This window comes from Paenibacillus sp. 4624, assembly GCF_050435065.1.
GTDB classification, from domain to species: Bacteria; Bacillota; Bacilli; order Paenibacillales; family Paenibacillaceae; genus Paenibacillus; species Paenibacillus amylolyticus_D.
Map to the genome: position 1 here is coordinate 52,209 of NZ_JBNDJR010000019.1, position 18,809 is coordinate 71,017.

Annotated in this window: 16 protein-coding genes and 1 pseudogene; 16 read left to right on the forward strand and 1 reads right to left on the reverse strand. The window is 48.1% G+C overall.

Annotated elements, in window-relative coordinates:
* The first annotated feature begins 1 nt into the window (after position 1).
* The 10 genes from dnaB to ABIE27_RS28640 all read left to right on the forward strand — a co-directional run bounded on the left by dnaB (position 2) and on the right by ABIE27_RS28640 (position 13,265).
* Complete coding sequence (gene dnaB, locus ABIE27_RS28595; protein ID WP_123067017.1) at positions 2–1,363, forward strand: replicative DNA helicase; 1,362 nt, start codon at positions 2–4, stop codon at positions 1,361–1,363.
* 442 nt (positions 1,364–1,805) lie between these two features.
* Entirely contained in the window at positions 1,806–3,092 is a 1,287-nt protein-coding gene (locus ABIE27_RS28600) for an adenylosuccinate synthase (RefSeq protein WP_429352074.1), read from the forward strand.
* A gap of 252 nt (positions 3,093–3,344) precedes the next feature.
* On the forward strand, positions 3,345–3,992 hold the full coding sequence (locus tag ABIE27_RS28605; RefSeq protein ID WP_123067019.1) for a hypothetical protein: 648 nt from the start codon (positions 3,345–3,347) through the stop codon (positions 3,990–3,992).
* Positions 3,993–4,381: 389 nt separating this feature from the next.
* Entirely contained in the window at positions 4,382–5,140 is a 759-nt protein-coding gene (locus ABIE27_RS28610; protein ID WP_123067029.1) for a class I SAM-dependent methyltransferase, read from the forward strand.
* A gap of 471 nt (positions 5,141–5,611) precedes the next feature.
* On the forward strand, positions 5,612–7,144 hold the full coding sequence (locus ABIE27_RS28615; RefSeq protein WP_123067020.1) for a peptidoglycan DD-metalloendopeptidase family protein: 1,533 nt from the start codon (positions 5,612–5,614) through the stop codon (positions 7,142–7,144).
* A gap of 290 nt (positions 7,145–7,434) precedes the next feature.
* The gene (gene yycF / locus ABIE27_RS28620; protein WP_123067021.1) at positions 7,435–8,157 is read left to right on the forward strand and encodes a response regulator YycF; all 723 of its coding nucleotides are present in this window, start codon (positions 7,435–7,437) and stop codon (positions 8,155–8,157) included.
* On the forward strand, positions 8,157–10,007 hold the full coding sequence (walK, locus tag ABIE27_RS28625; protein ID WP_123067022.1) for a cell wall metabolism sensor histidine kinase WalK: 1,851 nt from the start codon (positions 8,157–8,159) through the stop codon (positions 10,005–10,007). The genes yycF and walK overlap by 1 nt, the downstream gene beginning before the upstream one ends.
* On the forward strand, positions 9,991–11,271 hold the full coding sequence (locus ABIE27_RS28630; protein WP_123067023.1) for a YycH family regulatory protein: 1,281 nt from the start codon (positions 9,991–9,993) through the stop codon (positions 11,269–11,271). The genes walK and ABIE27_RS28630 overlap by 17 nt, the downstream gene beginning before the upstream one ends.
* A 437-nt stretch (positions 11,272–11,708) precedes the next feature.
* Positions 11,709–12,452, forward strand: coding sequence for a two-component system regulatory protein YycI (yycI, locus tag ABIE27_RS28635; RefSeq protein ID WP_123067030.1), 744 nt, complete (start codon positions 11,709–11,711; stop codon positions 12,450–12,452).
* Between the two features lie 6 nt (positions 12,453–12,458).
* On the forward strand, positions 12,459–13,265 hold the full coding sequence (locus ABIE27_RS28640; RefSeq protein ID WP_090923565.1) for an MBL fold metallo-hydrolase: 807 nt from the start codon (positions 12,459–12,461) through the stop codon (positions 13,263–13,265).
* On the opposite strand, the gene ABIE27_RS28645 is transcribed toward ABIE27_RS28640, so the two are convergent.
* Complete coding sequence (locus tag ABIE27_RS28645) at positions 13,234–13,446, reverse strand: hypothetical protein (protein WP_090923564.1); 213 nt, start codon at positions 13,444–13,446, stop codon at positions 13,234–13,236. The genes ABIE27_RS28640 and ABIE27_RS28645 overlap by 32 nt on opposite strands.
* A 408-nt stretch (positions 13,447–13,854) precedes the next feature.
* Here ABIE27_RS28645 and ABIE27_RS28650 point away from each other — a divergent pair, with 408 nt between their 5' ends.
* The 6 genes and pseudogenes from ABIE27_RS28650 to ABIE27_RS28675 all read left to right on the forward strand — a co-directional run.
* Positions 13,855–14,019, forward strand: coding sequence for a hypothetical protein (locus ABIE27_RS28650; RefSeq protein WP_161557062.1), 165 nt, complete (start codon positions 13,855–13,857; stop codon positions 14,017–14,019).
* Between the two features lie 22 nt (positions 14,020–14,041).
* Positions 14,042–15,319, forward strand: coding sequence for a S1C family serine protease (locus tag ABIE27_RS28655; protein ID WP_123067024.1), 1,278 nt, complete (start codon positions 14,042–14,044; stop codon positions 15,317–15,319).
* Positions 15,320–15,692: 373 nt separating this feature from the next.
* Complete coding sequence (locus ABIE27_RS28660; RefSeq protein ID WP_123067025.1) at positions 15,693–16,214, forward strand: hypothetical protein; 522 nt, start codon at positions 15,693–15,695, stop codon at positions 16,212–16,214.
* 336 nt (positions 16,215–16,550) lie between these two features.
* Positions 16,551–16,718, forward strand: coding sequence for a CxxH/CxxC protein (locus ABIE27_RS28665; protein WP_090923561.1), 168 nt, complete (start codon positions 16,551–16,553; stop codon positions 16,716–16,718).
* Between the two features lie 730 nt (positions 16,719–17,448).
* On the forward strand, positions 17,449–17,928 hold the full coding sequence (gene rlmH / locus ABIE27_RS28670; RefSeq protein WP_123067026.1) for a 23S rRNA (pseudouridine(1915)-N(3))-methyltransferase RlmH: 480 nt from the start codon (positions 17,449–17,451) through the stop codon (positions 17,926–17,928).
* 414 nt (positions 17,929–18,342) lie between these two features.
* Positions 18,343–18,809 (forward strand): annotated as a pseudogene (locus ABIE27_RS28675) (hypothetical protein); the annotation flags it as partial.

Sequence of the window (18,809 nt, forward strand, 5' to 3'; positions counted from 1 at the left end):
GATGGGCGGCGAAATGCTATTCGACCGGATTCCCCCGCAGAACCTGGAAGCCGAACAGGCAGTGCTGGGTGCAATCCTGTTGCAGGGCGAAGCTCTGATTACAGCGATGGAACGGGTGCAAACCGAGGATTTCTACGATAAGCCCCATCAATTGATTTATGAAGCAATGATTCAGCTGGGTGAGGAAAATCAACCGATTGACCTTGTCACGCTGACTTCGCGTCTGAAGGATAAAGGCGAGCTGGAGGACATCGGTGGTGTCAGCTACCTTGCCAAGCTTGCTCACGGTGTGCCAACAGCGGCCAACGTGGATTATTATGCGCAGATTATCGAAGAGAAATCGATGCTTCGTCGTCTGATTCGCACAGCTACGCAGATCGTAAGTGAAGGATACACAGGCGGCGAAGATGTCGCAGGTATGCTCGGCGAAGCGGAGCGCCGTATCTTGGAGATTTCCAATAGACGCTCCAGCAGTGGTTTTATTGCGATCCAGGATGTTCTCATGGAAGTATTCGACAAGGTCGAAACGTTGCATCAAAACCGGGGAACGACAACCGGGATTCCTTCCGGCTTCATCGATTTGGACAAGATGACCGCTGGATTTCAGCGCAGTGACTTGATCATTGTAGCGGCGCGTCCATCCGTAGGTAAGACAGCCTTTGCCTTGAATATCGCGCAGAATGTAGGTATTCGGGCACAAGAAACGGTAGCCATCTTCAGTCTGGAGATGTCCGCGGCACAGCTCGTACAACGGATGATCTGCGCCGAGGCCAATCTGGATGCGGGAGTTCTTCGTACAGGAGAATTCAAAGGCGATGAAGACTGGCAGAAGCTGACCATGGGTATCGCTGCTTTGAACGAAGCGAATATCTTCATTGATGATACGCCAGGCATCACGGTAGCCGATATCCGTGCGAAATGCCGTCGTCTGAAAAAAGAGAAGGGTCTCGGTATGATTCTGATCGACTACCTTCAATTGATCAGTGGACGTGGCAAAGCCGGAGAGAACCGTCAACAAGAGGTATCCGAGATTTCACGTACACTGAAACAGATTGGCCGGGAACTGGAAGTTCCGGTTATCGCCTTGTCTCAGCTTAGCCGGGGTGTAGAGCAACGTCAGGATAAACGTCCGATGATGAGTGACTTGCGGGAATCGGGTTCGATCGAGCAAGATGCTGATATCGTAGCCTTCCTGTACCGGGATGACTACTATAACCAGGAAACCGAGAAGAAAAATATTATCGAGATCATTATTGCCAAACAGCGTAATGGTCCCGTAGGTACGGTAGAGTTAGTCTTTTTGAAAAACTTTAATAAATTCGTCAATTACGAGAGGGCGCATAATGATGCCTTCGCGATGTAGCGGATAGACTGCGAATGCTCTGAACAGGGGTGCACAGGCTATCCGTACAACCAGTAATCGGAGAATGCATGGTTGAATATTAGGATTTATACCATATATAGCGTCAATCAATTGCAAATGTAAAAGTACCGGTGAGAATGCAGTCAAGGTAAACAAGACTGGGTCACCGGTTTTTTACTGTGGAATTCGGTCATAATTCCGAACATTAAGCATGTGCCATATATAATTGTTCGCCATTTCATTTGACTTTGAAAAAGGGGACTGGTACACTAATATTGCTGCGTTAAAGCAGCGCAAACCTTCCCTTGAATGTAACGGAAGGACATTTTTACTGTCCGTTAGCACGCTTCTCAGTCGGTTTATTGCGTAACATGCCTGCCGGGATAGAGGACGGACAGACCAATACAAAGGTGCGCAAGGCACCCACGGAGGTATGTTAACTATGTCAACGGTAGTTGTAGTGGGAACGCAATGGGGAGACGAAGGTAAAGGTAAAATTACGGATTATTTGGCGGAAAGCGCTGATGTGGTGGCTCGTTACCAAGGAGGTAACAATGCTGGCCATACAATTCTGATCGACAACAAAAAGTATAAATTGACGATGATTCCATCGGGTATCTTTTACACAGACAAAGCTTGTGTGATCGGTAACGGTATGGTTATCAACCCGAAGGCACTTATCGAAGAAATTAATTATATTCATGATAACGGTTTTACAACGAAAAACCTGTCCATCAGTGAGCGTGCACATATCATCCTGCCGTATCACATGGTTCTGGATGCACTGGAGGAAGAGAGCAAAGGCCCGAACAAAATTGGTACAACCGGTAAAGGAATTGGCCCTTGTTACATGGACAAATCTGCCCGAATTGGTATCCGTATGGTGGATCTGCTGGATGCAGAAGATTTCGAATTGAAATTGCGTCATCTGGTTAAAGAGAAAAATCGTGTTATCGAGCAAGTATACAATGGTACTCCAGTGGATGTGGAAGAGATTCTGAAAGATTACCTCGGTTATGCAGAAATTCTTCGTCCTTATGTGAAGGATACATCGGTTGTGCTGAATGATTCCATTGATGAGAATAAAAAAGTACTGTTTGAAGGCGCACAAGGTGTGATGCTGGACCTTGACCAAGGTACGTATCCATATGTGACTTCTTCCAATCCGTCTGCAGGCGGCGTATGTATCGGTTCGGGTGTTGGTCCAGCACGCATTCAGCAAGTTATTGGCGTAGCGAAAGCATACACAACTCGTGTAGGTGACGGCCCATTCCCAACAGAATTGCATGATGCGATTGGCGACCAGATCCGTGAGACAGGTCATGAGTACGGAACGGTAACTGGACGTCCGCGTCGTGTGGGCTGGTTTGACAGTGTGGTTGTTCGTCATGCTCGTCGTGTAAGCGGCATTACAGGGCTGTCCTTGAACTCGTTGGACGTTATGACAGGTCTGGATGCCGTAAAAATCTGCACAGGTTATAAATTCCGTGGCGAGGTTATCACACACTACCCGGCTAGCCTCAAAATGCTGGCTGAATGTGAAGCAGTATACGAAGAAATGCCAGGTTGGAGTGAGGACATTACTGGAGCGAAGAAGCTGGAAGATCTGCCGGTGAACACACAGAACTACGTAAAACGTGTGTCTGAACTGACAGGTATTCCGATCGCGATCTTCTCTGTAGGTCGTAACCGTGAGCAGACGAATCAGGTTCTGCCAATCTACGAATAAAATGATATTTGAATAATAGATAGATATACCTCCAGTTGTTGCTACTCAGCGGCGACTGGAGGTTTTTTGTGTCTGTTTTGGATATAATCCCTAGATTTCCGTCAATACTGGCTAACAGGATATACGTTGAACGAATGATATCTATACGAGCACAACGATGCAAAGTATACATGGATTCAACCCGTATAAAGTCGGTTATCCCCCGAAATCCACTTGGATAAGGGAGAGCAAATTGGAGGGAGAGAAACAGAGATGAAGTTGCTGATGTGGTTTGTCAAAATGGTGCTTATCGTGTTGCTGGTCAGTTCACTGACATTGCTTACAACAGGTTTGATTGTGCAATCGTATGCCAAGTCATTACTTGCCAGTTTTAATATACAGTGGGAAGGTCAGCCCATGGGTCTGATGGGCATGTTCCAGGGGGCCTTGGGCGGCAAGCAGTCCAGTGAGGGAGAAAAGTCCGGGGATACGCCTGCGGATCAGCCGACGGGGACGGAAGAGGAAAAAGCTCCGGAGAATTCAATTTCGGTGATGGGCAACGGAACGAGTGAGGAAAACGCTGGAGTAGACAAAGGTAAGGATGATACTACAGCAGGATCAAATTCAGGCACAGGACAGGCAGGATCCGGAACATCTAGCAACGATGAAACGGGCGATGATGCAATCGTTGTTACACCGGATGACATTACAGGCGCCAAAAATAAACTACCGACGGAGGAAAAAGAACGTATTTTCACTCTGCTGATGAACAAGCTACCCCAGAAGGAAATGCAACAGATCTCAGGAGCGATGGAAGGTGGACTGACCGAGCAGGAGCTAAAAGAGATTGAACAGGTTATCTCAAAGTATCTCACGAGTGAGGAGTACGACAATTTGATGCAAGTGTTGCAGGCAGAATAGAGGTGGGTTGTTGTATATTGTTACTCCCCCGCATCCACCAAGTAGGACAACAATCTGGAGTGGAGAAATATTACATCCATGTTGAAATGTATAACTCATTTCCCATATAATTGCATGAATAGTAGAGAACGTACCTACCCAGGAGGAAGAGCATATGAAAATGAACCGCAAAGAACACGATATATAACAACAGAACCTCTCCTTACCAGAGGCTTCTAGGCCGCAGAGTCGTGGCCCTCCGTTCATGCCTTTTTACCAATGGTACGCTGTACCGATAACGGAAAAGAGCATGAATATGGACTATTGGAGGCCTAATAACTATGAATACATTGAATAATAAAGGTGCTAAAAATACAACATCAATGATGCCGGCTGAACAACTTGCTGCAATGAAGGAACGATTTGAGCAAGGATTAAAGGAAGCAGAACAGCCCTTCCATGGTTGGGATTTTGGATATATTACGAGTAGTGGGCGGATGCAGAGCGGTGTGATGCCATGGTCTTATAATGAGATGGCACGGAGTTGCATGCAGGATACGAAGCGAATGTTGGATATGGGCACAGGCGGTGGTGAGCTGCTCTCGAGTCTGCTCCCTTTACCCCCGTATACCTGTGCAACGGAAGGATATACCCCAAATATAGCGATTGCGAAGGACCGTCTTAGCCCGTTAGGTGTAAACGTGTATCCTGTAATAGATGATGCTCAGCTTCCTTTTGCAGATGAAGAATTTGATTTGATCCTCAATCGACATGAATCGTATGATCCACGGGAAGTATGGCGTGTGCTTTCAGAAGGTGGAGTGTTTCTGACACAGCAGGTTGGTTGGTCGGATTGCCGTGAGATTAATGATCGATTAGGTATTCCAATGCCATCTGATTATGCTGGATGGGAGCTGGATTTCGCCGTGGATCAGTTGGTGAGAAACGGTTTCCACATCTGGGATCAGCGTGAGTCTGCGCCTCTGCAGCGTTTTTATGACATTGGGGCTTTGGTGTACTATCTAAACACCATCCCTTGGCAGGTACCTGATTTTACAGTGGAACGATTCCGTGATCCATTATGGGATATCCATCTGGTGATGGAGCGACATGGGTTCTGGGAAGTGCAACAAAAGCGGTTTATTATAGGAGCAACCAAGAATAATTAAAAAATGAATCTTGGGTTATGCGTGATGAGCCTGCCAGAGCATAAATAGAATAAGCGATGTTATAATCCTTCATCAGAGTTTACTCTGATGGGGGATTTTTTGTATTTACATGAAAAAGATAATGCAATTTAGTAGGTCTTAGAACCTAGTCCTAGATTGAGATAAAAGGTACATAGTATAACTGGAGTTGAGGCATAATGGGTGATGGAACATACGGCCTAACCAATGGATATATCAGGGAAACCATATAGGACGCGGCTTTGTGTTGTGAGGATAAGAGTTGAAATGACTGTAAAACCTGTGTTAAAGTATACGGGTGTGATAAAAGGTTAAAATTTTGACACTTTTAAGAGCACAGCTAAAGTCCTGCTTTTTTAAATCATCATAACAATGAACTTACTTGCATAAGACTCGCCATGAGGTGAAGTCCGATTAAAATGCGGATCAAGAAGTACTGAAAAGGAGAGAATCATGAAAGGTTTCAGAGGCAAACGCCAACCGGATCAACACCGGGTACACGAACAATCCGGAGAACACCGGACGGCCGAAGACAAAAACAGCATGAGCATGTCCAACTTCAGTTCAAATAAGAAAAGAATATTGTCATCGCGCAAATGGATCATTACTGCAACATGTGGCATTCTAATTGCAGCATCGGTTGGATTCGGAGTTAAGCAATATGTGGCTTCCAATACGGTTCCTTATTATAAGGTTATCGTCAAGGGTACTGAAGTTGGCGCCATTGCAGATGAGGCACAGCTGCAACAGTTGTTTGCGAAAAAAACCGAAGAATACCGGGAGAAGTATCCGGATGCAGAGATGGTGCTGAACACAGATGGTATCACAACGGAAACGGTAAGAGCATATAAACCCGAAGTGAACAGCGAGCAAACGCTGGACAAGCTGGGAAATATGTTAACGGCTTACGCCAAAGGCGTGGAGCTTAAAGTGAACGGTGAAGTCGTCGGCATTGTGAAGGATCAGGAAACGGCAGACAAGATCCTGCAACAAGTACAGAGCAAATACATACCGGCATCGGCTGTGCGAAGCTCACTGAAAACCAAGTCGGTATCGGCTAATTCCTCCAAAAAAGATAACGGGCCAAGTACAACGTTAAAATCCGTAGACATCAAAGAAGAAGTGACAACGGATACGGTGAAGGCGGACCCGAATAAAATATGGGATGTGTCCGAGGCGGTTAAAGCTTTAACCGTTGGTAAAGACGCGCCTGTAACTTACGTGGTGCGTGAAGGAGATACGATCTCTTCCATCGCAGCCAAATATGAAATTACACAAAGCGAGATTCGCAAACATAACCCGGGCATCAAGGAGACATCGCTCCAGATTGGACAAGAGTTGACTCTGACCGTACCGAAGCCGGCGATTACGGTTAAATCCGTGGAACAAGTGGTAGAGCAGATCGAAGTGAAACCACAGGTTGAGGTGCGCAAAAGTGCCGAGCTGAAGGCAGGTACGACGAAAGTGGTTCGTCCAGGCCAAAGCGGGTTGAAAAATATGCAGTATCGTATCACCAAAGAAAATGGCGAAGTCGTTCGCGAAGAATGGCTGGGTCAGGAAGTTCTCAAAACAGCGGTGACTGAGGTAGTGCTGAGCGGAACCAAAGTGGTTGGCGAAGGCACAGGGCAGTTTGCATGGCCTGTATCCAATGCGACGATGAGCAGTAGCTTCGGCCAACGTTGGGGACGTCAGCACAAAGGTGTCGATCTGGTCGGTAATCGCGATGTGAAATCTGCAGATGAAGGTGTAGTTACTTTTGCAGGCCAAAAGAGCGGTTATGGAAATGTTATCATCGTTAACCATCGCAACGGATATGAAACACTCTACGGTCACTTGAATAGCATCGGTGTTGATGTTGGCCAAGTGGTGGAGAAGGGTGACAGCATTGGTGTGATGGGCAATACTGGACGTTCCACAGGAACACATCTGCATTTTGAGATTTTGAAAAATGGTTCAGCTGAAAACCCGATGACATATCTGAATTAAGGATAGATCACGAGATAAAGTATAGGACACAAGGCATGGCGTCACGATGCTAAAATAAGAACAAGGCTCGCTGTAAAGCTGGCCTTGTTTTTTGGTGTGAAATATTTTTTCAGGAAACGGCTTCCAAGAGGGGGATCGGGATGTGACGGTGCCTCAGGTATGTTAAACTAGAGAGTATAAGTCGTTGACTATATTCAACACACAACACGATATGGACTATAAGCAATACAATAGATTAGAGAGACAGCGCCAGTGGCGGATTAAGCAGGATATAGGGGTGAATTCAGCCGATGCAGGGAAAGATTTTGGTGGTGGACGACGAGCAGCCCATCGCAGATATTCTGAAGTTTAATTTGGAAAAAGAGGGATACGAGGTTATCTGTGCGTTTGATGGTATTCGTGCGGTCGAACTGGCGTTATCCGAGAAACCGGATCTGATGCTTCTGGATCTGATGCTTCCGGGCAAGGACGGGATGGATGTGTGCCGAGAAGTGCGTGCTCATCTGGAGGTCCCGATTATTATGCTGACAGCCAAAGACGGAGAGATTGATAAAGTTCTGGGTCTCGAGCTAGGCGCAGATGATTATGTAACCAAACCTTTTAGCACACGGGAGTTGCTCGCACGGGTCAAGGCTCAGATGCGCAGACAGCAGAAACCGGCAACGATTGTAGAAGCGCCAGAGGAAGAAGGGAAGCAGATCCTGCGGCTGTTTGATCTGGCTTTTGATATGGACATGTATACGGCATACAAGGGCGGGGAACCGCTTGATCTAACGCATCGGGAATATGAGCTGCTCTATTATATGGCTAAGCATTCGGGCAAAGTCATGACACGAGAGCATCTGTTGCAAGCCGTATGGGGATATGAATATTTTGGAGATGTGCGTACAGTGGATGTGACCATCCGCAGGCTGCGGGAGAAGATTGAAGAAAATCCGAGCAAGCCGGAAACGATTCTGACTCGCAGGGGGCTTGGCTATCTCGTGCGCAGTGCCAAAAGCGTGGGGATATAATGGGCCGATTCTCGCAATTTTCGTTCTTTCGAACGATTCAGGCGAAATTAATTATTATATATGTACTGCTGATTCTCATTGCGATGCAATTGATCGGCGTTTATTTTGTAAGTGCGATGAAGAACTCGCTCACCAGCAACTTCACGGAGGATTTGCAAGCACGGGCAGAGATGTTGTCGGTGTTAGTCGGTCAGACGATGGCTGGTGGAGAAGCGGAGGCTGGAGAGGACAAAACGGAGAACCTGCGTGTGCTGGTCAACAATCTGTTTAATATCAACGGCGCCGAGATTCAGGTGCTGGATGCCAGCGGAAAGGTGCTTACGACTTCGTTAAGTTCACATTCTGATTATATTGGGCGAAAAAATACCCAGACCGTTGTCAGCCGTGCGTTGCAAGGTATTCGGGACAATGAGGAATATATCGTAGACGAGGATAATGTTCGCAAAAAAGTCGTGGCCAAGCCGGTATTATCCGGCGGCAAAATTATTGGAGCGGTCTACATCGCCGCTTCGATGAATGAGCTGTACGCGACGATGGAAGGCATAAACAAGATTTTCATCTCCGGTATTTTGATTGCCTTGGTGTTAACGGCGGTGCTCGGTGTCATTCTGTCACATACGATCACCCAGCCAATTAAGGAAGTGACGAGGCGGGCAACCGCGGTTGCAGAAGGAAACTTCGATCAGCAGACACCGGTATTTGGCACAGATGAGATTGGTCAGCTTAGCCGGGCGTTTAACTATATGACCAGCAGGCTGCGAGATGCTCTTTCCCAGAACGAAGAGGAGAAGGAGAAGCTGACCTCCATCCTTACCAATATGAGTGATGGTGTTGTTGCGACAGATGAGTATGGCAAAGTCATTCTGGTCAACCGCCGTGCCAGCAGCATTCTGGGCATGCGTCCTTCCGACATTGAAGGCCGGCATTTTGCTGTCCTGCTGGGCATTGATCCGGAGGATGCGGAAGCGCTGGCGAGTGGTTTTACTGGCTCAACACTTCTCCAGATTGCTCCAGCAGGTCAGGAGGAGCCGGTAGTGATTCGCATGACGTTCACGCCTGTGCACCGGCGTGAGCTGGGAATCACCGGCACAATTGCGGTACTTCAGGATGTAACGGAGCAGGAAGAGCTGGAAAACTCCCGGCGTGAATTCGTGGCAAATGTATCACATGAGCTGCGTACACCGCTGACGACTATTAAGAGTTATGCCGAAGCGCTGGATGATGGGGCGTTGGAAGATCCACAACTTGCCGGGCGTTTTGTCGGTGTCATTCAGAATGAGACCGAGCGCATGATCCGTTTGGTGACTGACCTACTGCATCTGTCCAGACTGGATTCCAAGGAAGCGTTACTGCGCAAGCAACCTATCGATATTTTGGAGATGCTGGAGGAAGTCACGGATCGATTCTCCTTCCAGATGCACCAGAAGGATATTCAGTCAGTGCTTTCTGTGGAGAATGATATTCCACCTGTTCCGTTAGATCGGGATCAGATTGATCAGGTTCTGGACAATGTAGTGTCCAATGCATTGAAATATACGCTGGAGGGCGGCACCATTACGATTGCAGCCCGGCGCAGCGATGAGCATACGTTAGCCATCTCCGTATCTGATACAGGTATGGGTATTCCGCAGCGTGATCTGGATCGGATATTTGAACGTTTTTACCGCGTTGACAAAGCACGTTCTCGCAGCATGGGGGGCACAGGGCTTGGATTGTCCATTGCCCGGGAAATTGTAAAAGCTCACGATGGAAGCATCTCTCTGGAGTCTGAGGTAGACGTTGGCACAACGGTAACGTTCACATTGCCAATGCGTGATAAGGGAGGTGAGCACCTTGAAGGAACGGATTAAATCTCTGGTGCTCACTTCACTGGTGGCAGCCAGTCTGATCCAGAGTTACTTCCTGATCTATCGTCTTCCTGGGGGTGGTGACTCTGTGGTGACCTCGGAGACAAACTACGTGAAGACCGAAAATATGGGTCAGGAGCGTAACATTGAGGAGTTAATTTTCCCGAATCAGATGATTATTCATCTGGGTCAGGATAAACATACGGTGTTTTATCCTGGCAATACGTTTTATCAATTGATCTATTCCAGGCTGAAAGGCCGGACGTTCGAGGATTTCCAGCGTCGTAATGTGCAGTCGGTGAATTGGGATCAGATTCGTAAGGAGAGCCCCGGCTTTGAGTTGTCTTTTAAGGAAGGCATACCGGTGGCTTTGTTACAGCGTGTGATGCGTCTTGGTACGGATTCACTTTTTCAGGGAGAGACGATCAACCGTATTGCTATATATACCACTCCAGATGAGACAAAGGCTCATGCGCTGTTTTTCAGTGCCAAGGGAGATGTGGTCTATGAGGCCACACAGGCGGACTTGACGGTGCAGGATGTGCAGCAACATGTCGATTTTGGGACGAGCTGGACACCGTACACGCTGATGGAAGGCGGGTATTATATTCCGGCGCAGGCACTGGATACGATTGAGGCGGATGTGCCGACAGGGCAGTTCACGGTAGAGCAGATGCAGCGCAGTCTGTTTTTTGATCCAAGCATGACTCGGAATATTCGGGAAAAAGACGGATCAGAGATTTATACCGATAGCAAACGTAGTCTGCAAGTGCAACAGGAGCAACGCTGGATCAGCTATACAGATCCGGCGGCACCGCCGGCTGGACAAAGTGACGCATCCAAGGATGCACTGTCTGCGGTGGATTTTGTCAATCAGCATGGCGGCTGGAAAGGGCGCTCACGCATGATGCTTAGATCAGCTGACAATAAAACGCAGCTGCAGTTCCAGCAGTATTACGGCAGTTTTCCAATTATGGATTCGATGCAATTCCGTTTCGGCACGATCAACATGGAAATGCAGCAGGAGACGGTATCGAGCTATGAACGATCCTTGGAATATTTGAACGAAGGTGCGGAGACGAAGAAGTCCATCAAGCTGCCTGGCGGGGATAAGCTGAAAAATCTGATCCGCAAAGTAGCGGGTGAAAACCGCAAAGTCGTGGATGTATACCCGGCATATCGTCCATCGGCGATAGAAGATGGGCTGAAGCTGATCCCGGTTTGGGTAATCCGCTTTAGTAATGGTGAGGAAACGACGGTGTCTTAGCTTCGTATCGATGGAGACATGCTGGCACGTAGCTGGTAGAATTCTAACGATCACCAGAGACGTTATATGCTAGATTTGCGACGTTTTGAAAATCTAACGATCACCACGAACGCTATTTCGGTGAAATTGGGCTAATTGTGGCTGAAAAGTCTGAATTTACGCGAAATAAGGCTTCTCCTGATCGTTAGAATTAAAATGAGCCTAAAACGGGGCAAATAAGCTCCGTGGTGATCGTTAGCCTGAAGAGGCTACGGGCATAGAGGTAAACAAAGCCAAACATAAGTTACACGAGCTGAAACAAATCTAGACGGGGCAAAACAAACTCTATGTACCTGAACAAGAAGGTAAAACTTGTGGCTGGTCACGGGTTATTATGATACGGGCAACGTGAAAACAAGGTTATTATAGGCGATCAAGTAAATAAGGAGGTGAATGGTCTGGATTGGGGACGGGCGAAAAATGTATTAATTTATGCATTCCTGTTGCTGAATCTGGTGCTGGGGTATCAGATCTGGATGGATGCGCGGGAGACGGCTGGAGCCAATCTGGACTTCACCTCGCTCGCAGATAATACACAGCAGGCGATGGAAGAGAAGGGCATTCAGGTGCTGGCGCCGATTCCAAATGAAACGCCAAAGCTACCGAAGCTGTCCTATGAGTTTACCGAAGAGGACAAGTCGGGTATGGAAGTAGAGCTGGAGGAGCCGGTGGACAGCAAGCTGATTTTCTCGCCAAGCGAGCTGACGGACGCGCTGCAGGCGGAGATTCCGCAAATCGGCACGTACCGGCTGGATCAGCTGATGGCGGAAGATGGGGCTTTTGTGCTCCACCCGCTGGTGGACGGCAAATGGCCGCTCTTTAACGTGAGTCTGGAGCTGTTCTACAGCGATCAGAAAATCACGGGTTATCATCAGACTCCCGTGCGGATTACAACCGCCGAGGAGAGCGATCAGCAGGTGCTTCCGGCGTCAAAGGCGCTGGGAACGCTGATCGAAAACTTTTTGCCAAACAATGCAATTGTGAAAGATATTCAGCTGGGCTATTACGGGCAGTTGTTCAACTCAGATATACAGGTAGCGATGCCGGCATGGCGGTTCGTGCTGGAAAGTGGCGAAGTGTTGTACGTGCAGGGCATCAGTGGGGATGTATTCAGTCCCAAGTCAGATAAACCAGGGGAGTAATGCGTTATGGGGATATATTTTACGGTGTTATCCAGTGGTTCGACAGGTAATGCCACAGTCATTCAGCATGGGGGCACTTCACTCATGATTGATGCGGGTCTCAGCGCGAAGCGGCTGGAGGCACTGTTTCTGGAACGGGAGATTTCGGGAACGGAACTGGACGGCATTCTGGTGACACATGAACATTCGGATCATATTAAAGGACTAGGCGCGATGTCTCGGAAATATAATTTACCGATCTATGCAAACACGAATACGTGGGCGGCTTTGGAGAAGTCAGTCGGAGCAATTCCAGAGGAGAACCGGCGGATTTTTGAAACGGGTGAAAAGCATGACTTTGGATCGCTGCGCGTAGAGTCGTTCGGTATTTCGCATGATGCGGCTGAACCGGTTGGTTACACGTTCGATGATGGCAGCGAGAAGCTGTCCGTGGCAACAGACCTCGGGTATATGAGTGACAAGGTTCGCGATGCGATCTCGGACTCGGATGTGCTTGTGCTGGAGGCGAATCATGATGTCGAATTGCTGCGCATGGGGCGATATCCGTGGAACACCAAGCGCCGGATTTTGAGTGACATCGGGCATTTGTCGAACGAAGCCGCAGGTGCGGCGCTTAGTGAACTGATGAACGGACGCATCAAGCGAACGTATCTGGCACATCTCAGCCGGGATCATAATATGATGGATTTGGCTAAAATGTCGGTGCGTGATGCGATGGAAAGCCGTGGCTGTTTTTATCGGGATCATGAGTTCAAGCTCTGTGATACGTATTATGATCGTCCTACACCATGGGATAGGGTGGGTGAGCCATAAAGCTGTCCAGTTCGGCGGCTTTGCGCTCCACTTCCTCGCGGGTCAGGATGCCTTTATCGATAAGCAGTTCAATGATAGTGCTAAGTGCTAGTGTATTACGGTAATGCTCTTCTTTGAGATCGGCCAGCTTGGCCGCCATATGCACTTCGTCCATAGCTGTGAGTGTTCGTGTGCGTTCCATTGTGGAATCCTCCTTCATTCTATGAAGCTTTGAATTGTTCTTTTACTATTATTGTAGTCAGGCTGGGTGGAAAACATTCCTCTTTTTGCCGCTAACATTCTCTAGGCAGGATGTGTATGCTGAAACTGCAGCTGTTCTGTTTGGAACTCAGAATGAAAATAGACTGAAAAAGTTTAATGAATTCGAAAGAATAGCGCTTAGCGTATCCCATTTTGTGGTGATAAATAGTATGAACCTTTATTGTTAGGGGAGTTATCGCGAAAATTTACGTTTATTTACGTAATTATGCAACTTTTTGGGATATAAAGTGTTTAGTATATAAGGAGTATTATGATTTTGGCTGTTTTTGCGTATGAAATGGAATCTCGAATCTCGCAATAGGCGAGAGCATGATTGATAGAGCACGGGATGCAGTGCCATCCTGTTGTATATATACGTTCGTTCCCGGTCTGGTTCCGGGATGCGGCGATGTGCAAGACCATTTTGAGAAAAATGCAAAAAGGCATGGGGAACGAGTGGTTTCACTGGTTATCCATGAATAACTTGGGCGGCAGTCAGGGTCTTGATGCGTGACAACGAAGGGGAGAGGATCACGATGGGATTGTTTGGAGACGATTTTTATTCAACCAAGGTATCAAGACGCGCCGAACCTGAACAGAAAGGCAAACTTCAGATCATCCGCCCGGGAGGCGGAAGACGCGCACGTGATCGCTGGAGCAATCCGCGTAGATCACGCTCGGAATTCAGTTCTACCGTCAAGGTAGCTGTGATCAGTTCGGTAATCAGCTCCATCGTGACGGTTACGCTGTTTAGCTTCATTAGCCAGCCTGCAACACAGTTACCTCTGGCGAATGCGGCAGGTCAAGGCGGTGGAACTGCACAGACAGCACAGGTGGTTGATCCATACGACCGCATCATCAATGCTGCGGCAGAAGTACGTCCTTCGGTCGTCAGCATCGTGAATCATAAAACAGGCAGCAGCCTGTCGATGGAAGATTCCGCGCTGGGGTCTGGAGTTATTTTCAAAAAAGAAGATGGCAAAGCCTACATCATGACCAATCACCACGTCGTGGAAGGTGCCAGTGATCTGGAGATCGTGACCGTAGACGGGGAGACACATAAAGCCAAACTGGTTGGCAAGGACCGGGTGAGCGACATCGCGGTACTATCAACGGATGATAAGGGACTCGGAGCTGCTGCAGAAATTGGGGATTCCAGCAAGCTGCAACGCGGCCAGACGGTACTGGCGATCGGTAACCCACTGGGACTTGGCGGAACGCTGACATCAGGGATCGTTAGTTACACGGATCGGATTTTGCCCGTATCCATTAACCAGGACGGGGTATACGACTGGGAGCAAAACGTCATTCAGACGGATGCAGCCATTAACGAAGGCAACAGCGGCGGAGCACTGGTTGATCTGAACGGCAAAGTCGTAGGTATTAATACGATGAAAATCTCGGATACCGGCGTTGAAGGTCTCGGCTTCGCCATTCCGATGAACGAAGTGATGAAAACGGTGGATTCCCTGCTTTTGAACGGCAAAGTATCCCGTCCTTATCTCGGCGTGTACACGGTGGATCTGAGCAATCCGTATGCCCCACTGGATGATGATCAGCGCAAAGACCTCAAACTGCCATCCCACGTCGATAGCGGCGTGGTTGTATTAGAGGCATCTGGCCCGGCATCCGAGGCAGGCATGAAGCTGAACGACGTGATTACGGAATTCGATGGGCAAAAAATTACCTCTACACTCGACCTGCGGAAATTCCTGTACGATAAGAAAAAGATCGGCGATACACTAGAGATTTCGTTCTATCGGGATGGTAAAGCGGAGAAGATTTCTGTGAAGCTGACCGATAAGCCGGAGTAAGACTTGTCGAGTTAATGGAGTTTGTAGGGCTGTGACAGTGGGGTAAGATGTGCAGGTTGTTTTCACTGCAATGATCATATGTCATGGAACATGGTCATACTGATAAGGTGATCATGAGACAAGATAGATAGTAGAGAGAGTGATCAGAACTTCTGACCACTCTTTTTATGTTCATGAGGCATGAGGTATGAGGTAGAACCTGAGGGTAGGGAAGGATACAACTAGACAGAAAGACTTGGAGCGAAAGGCGCAGATACATTTGTTTGCCTGTATGGTAAACTATTTTTAATGTGTTTACATAGATCGTTGATGCAAATAACAGCTGGATAACGTGTGATCTGGCTGGCTAATCTGAAAATGGAGGGATTCGGAGATGAATCTATTGAAGAAAAAGGTACTTGGCGGAACAGGATTGGCATTATCGATGCTGTTGCTATCGGCTTGTGGATCGGAGAGCACACCAGCTACATCTGTAGATACGAGTGCGTTGCAGGAGAAGATCGCTGGGCTGGAGAAAAAGCTGACCGAGCAGGGAATCAAAAGCGATGAGCAGGCACAGAAAATTGCTGCACTTGAGAAAAAGCTGAACGAATTTGGTACAGTTGGCGTTGCTGGACAAGGTACTGGTGGTCAGTCGCCTGCGGTTGGAGGAAACAACGGGTCTGCTGGAAAAGGAGACGGGGTGCTGATCACGTTTGCCCAGTATGAGAAGCTGGAGGTTGGCATGACCGTGGAAGAGGTCATCAACATTCTAGGCGGTGAAGGTGAAGCGCTAAGTGAAGCCGAGAACATGGTGGTGTATAACTATAAAGGCACCGCGGGCAACGGCGGCAACGCAGTGATTGCTTTTCAAAGTGGAAAACTGCTCACGAAGGCGCAGTCGGGATTGGAGTAGGCTGGTAGCTGAGGGGTAAGGATAAGTATACGGACAAGATCACAGGGATAGAGCAAAAGCGTGAACGTACACTTGAAGTTAAGATAGGGCATTCCTGCAATGGTACCTGATGGGGTATCGTTGAGGGGTGCTTTTTTATCTTATGGAGAAGATAGATGTGCACATCTTGAGGAAGAGGTCCTTTGGATGCAAGAGCGGCAAGTTTTTGCACGGATATGCGAGGCGGGGGTTTCTTTTCCGCGGCAGGTGTGATAGAACTGAGAAGTGGCTATCCTGTAATGGGATAAGCGGTTGTGAATCGGGAACATAGCTGGTGACAGAAAGGATGCTTGACGGATGTACGTTGTATGCAAAGAACACGTGGACATTGCCATCGACATGTTTGTGGATGAATATGAGGACGCTCCGGATATCGTGGATTTGAAGGAGACGGAATTTGCTGACTGGGACCCGCCTGCCAAATGCGCTGAGTGCGATCAGCACGCGGAATTCCTTGTCGTTTAGCGTACTGTAGAGCAGGCCGCCAGGGGCGTTATCCGGTGTTGCTATGAGATGTTGTTGTGCATGGCGTAGCATTGAGTGGTAGTGTCATTGCTTCTGGCGTTAGACTTGGTTCGATCCGGTATGAACATCACAGCAAGGTGCAGAGAGAGCGTGTTGAGCGCTCTTTTTGTATTTGTGGGGATTGAGCGGCTGTGGCGTGGGATTTTGTGCTGGTGAGCGAATGGTCAGGGGCAAGAGGTAGAGCGAAGAGAATGAAAAGTGACAAGAGAATGGACTGGAATTAAGAATTAGCGAGTTTTAAGTGGTGGCTACAGAACTTTGCGAAGGTGATGGTGTGAGCGGCAAGGTGCAGGCTTTGGCATATATGAGCTGGGAAGCCGCAAAAGCAGGATGGGCTAGAATGTTGGGTAGGAATTAAGGACGTGGTTGGCGAGTGCGAATTGTAACGATCATGAGAAGCCTTATTTGGGTAAAATGAGCATGGTTGAAATTTTAACGATCCGTAGAGAGCTTATTTTGAGAAAATCACAGCAAACAGGGCGAAAAATGCTCAATTTTGGGGTAATAGCGTCATCTGTGATCGCTAGATTTTAAAATTGGGCAATTCGGGCTGAATAAGGTTTGTGGTGATCGTTAGAGTTTGGAATGATTATGGTGTGGATGAACGATGCGATTGAAGTATCTAACATATAGATGGATGGCAAGAGGACGATTCAGGAGGAATGATGAGATGTTGATTCAAATTATTGGCGTAGGCAAATTGAAGGAAAAATATTTAACGCTGGGCATTCAGGAATATGCCAAGCGGCTCGCCCCGTACATCAAGTTTCAGATGATCGAGGTCGCAGACGAGAAAGCGCCCGATACCCTGAGCGAGGCTGAGGTAAGGGCGGTAAAAGAGCGCGAGGGCGAACGCATCCTCGCGCATGTGAAGAGCGAGGCGCACGTCGTCGCGCTCGCACTTGATGGCCAGCTCTGGAGTTCCGAGGAGCTGGCAGTAGAGATCGACAAGCTCGGCACGTATGGGACGAGCCATGTCGTGTTTGTCATCGGAGGAAGCCATGGGCTCTCCGATGAAGTGTTACGCCGCGCGAAGCAGCGCTTGAGCTTCGGGCGCATGACCCTGCCGCATCAGCTCATGCGGCTGGTGCTGGTGGAGCAGATTTATCGCGCAGTGAAGATAAATCGGGGTGAACCCTATCATAAGTAGGGCGAAATTTTAAACTGTAAGCAGACGTAAGATTGTGTTTTGAAGAAGCGCTGAGCTTTGCGCGAGGTCTGCAAACTGAGTCAGTAGGGATACCTATAATAGAGCGAACTTGGGATTAAGCAGATCGATCATAAGTCCCATCAGAAAAAGCTTTTTCGGAGAATCGAATAGTGCTGATTCGAAAATAATGAGGTGAATGGGTCATGGCTTTGGTGAGTGACATGACTCTATTGCCCCATTTTTTGTTGTTCCCTCATCTTTTGCAAACTCAAGTTTAAAGTTTTCTTTAAGTTTCATAAATGGGCTAATCTATCATGGTAAACTATGGTGAATTATTGTGATTAATAGTAGAAGGTTTATTTGCAGCAAGAATGAATTTGATCGGGGAAGTGTCCTACGAAGGAGGAAAAAAGAATGCGTAAAAAGATAAAACAGCTTATGGCCTGTGTTTTAGCTGTTCTGTTGATATCGGCACTGCTGCCTGAATGGATCGGGGGCAAAGCCTATGCTGCAGATCGTTATATCATCAAAAGGGTAGCGGGTACGGGGAGTAGAGGCTTTTCAGGAGATGGGGGAGCGGCGGTGTCTGCCCAATTGAAAGACCCGTTCGGAGTAGCCGTAGACAGCAGCGGGAATGTGTATATAGCGGATTATGGTAACCAGCGAATTCGGAAAGTCGATCCGACGGGGGAAATTAGCACGTTTGCAGGCACGGGTACTGGCGGTTATTCAGGAGACGGGGGAGCGGCGACGTCGGCCCAATTGAACTACCCGCGTGGAGTGGCTGTAGACGGCAGCGGGAATGTATATATAGCGGATTATGGTAACCAGCGAATTCGGAAAGTAGATCCGACAGGGGAAATCAGCACGTTGGCGGGTAA